1 protein-coding gene and 1 pseudogene are annotated in these 1,113 nt (G+C 60.9%); both read right to left on the bottom strand.

The features are described from left to right. Nucleotides 1–319: 319 nt before the first annotated feature. Nucleotides 320–866 (bottom strand): annotated as a pseudogene (locus AC1D1Z_RS37675) (transposase domain-containing protein); the annotation flags it as partial. A gap of 36 nt (nucleotides 867–902) precedes the next feature. Further along, nucleotides 903–1,113 (bottom strand): transposase (locus AC1D1Z_RS37670; RefSeq protein WP_477853936.1); only part of this gene is annotated, 211 nt, incomplete at its 5' end.

Here is a 1,113-nt window from a genome sequence, read left to right as displayed (position 1 = left end):
CTAATAGCGAGATTTGCAAGCGCCTTTTGGGTGCAGGAGGTTGTTTGCCGGGAGCATGGTCGTCTACGCGGTCGACATAGGTCGCCGCATTATGGTGCTTCGCGGGTCACTCCTTCCAATGTATGTCTCGCTCGCTCCGAGCAAACTCGTGGTGCAACAACGGTCTTAACGGAATGGACCAGCCTCGGTCCCGGCAGGGACGCCTCTTCACGCCATGGGCCCGCAGAGCTTGAGAGTTAGGTGGTGGCTGTCGCCCTGTTGAAGAGCTCACCGGAGCGAAGCATCGCATGCATGATGACGGCGAGCTTGCGAGCGACAGCCCAACTCGGTCCGGTGCGATCAGGCGATTATATCCTGCGTAGCCATCCACCTGAAGGATGCCGGTGAACCCTTGCAATATCCGCTCGGCATGTAACCCGCCGCGACCGGGAGCATAGGTGAAGGCGACACCTGGCGGCGCACCTCCGCGGCAATCCGGCATGAATCAGCCGTGCAGGGGCCGGAGCCTGAGTAACGCCATCGGTGCAAGCGCGGCAGGCTTATTTGGGACGGCGGGTGACGATGACGCGGAACTGCGCAGGAATGACATCCAGCCGCTCGGACACATCCTCACCGATGCAATGCAGGCCTCCACCGCAAGCACAGATCAGGCTTTCCGGCTCGATGATCTCCTCGACACGAGGAAGGTGGGCGGGAAGAGAGCCGCGATTGGTAGCGCGTGGTTTGGGGTACGGTTCACCCGAGGGGCTATCGGCCTTGTCTTCGGCATGGACGGCGGCAATTGCCGTTTCCAGGTCTTCCAGCGCGAGATCGAATTGCTCGGGATCGACCCTCTCGGATTTGCGGCCGAAGGCTGCCTGCTTGAAGGGACTGTCAGGAATTCTGTGCGGGGGGCCGGTTCATTAGTTGGAGAACCGCTCGCCGAAGATGACGGCGAACTGTGTCTTTGCTTCGCCCCATTCCCGCGGCGCGCGCTTCCATTGCTCTGCGGCGTTGTTGAGCACCAGATATAGCAGCTTCATGGCGGCTTCGTCACCAGGGAAATGCCCACGCGAGCGCACGGCCCGGCGAAGTTTCGAGTTCAAGGCCTCTATGGCGTTCGTGGTGTAAATG

The organism is Rhizobium sp. P1_E1, from assembly GCF_056406015.1.
The sequence above is the reverse complement of the archived record's forward strand: the minus strand, read 5'-3'. Positions and strand labels throughout refer to the sequence as shown.